Here is a 240-nt window from a genome sequence, read left to right as displayed (position 1 = left end):
ATCCAGCACGAACACCCGCACATTCCCCACCGGACACCCGATCGGCACCGACACCCCCTCCTCGGACACCCCCACCCCCTCCTCGGCGGACAACACCAACGCCGTCGCATACACCGTCGTCTCGGTGGGGCCGTAACCATTGACGACACGCACCCCCGGCAGCAGGGCCCTGGTCTGTTCCACGACCCGCGACGGCAACGGTTCACCGGCAAAGATGACGGTATCGGCGGTGATACGCAA

General features: G+C 66.2%; 1 protein-coding gene. It reads right to left on the bottom strand.

The window, feature by feature from the left end; translation table 11 throughout:
• On the bottom strand, positions 1 to 240 hold a 240-nt coding region (locus ACX4ZE_RS23450), incomplete at both ends, for an AMP-binding protein (RefSeq protein WP_480275641.1).

This window comes from Nocardia sp. TBRC8007, assembly GCF_056629435.1.
This window is presented reverse-complemented; position numbering and strand designations above follow the sequence as displayed.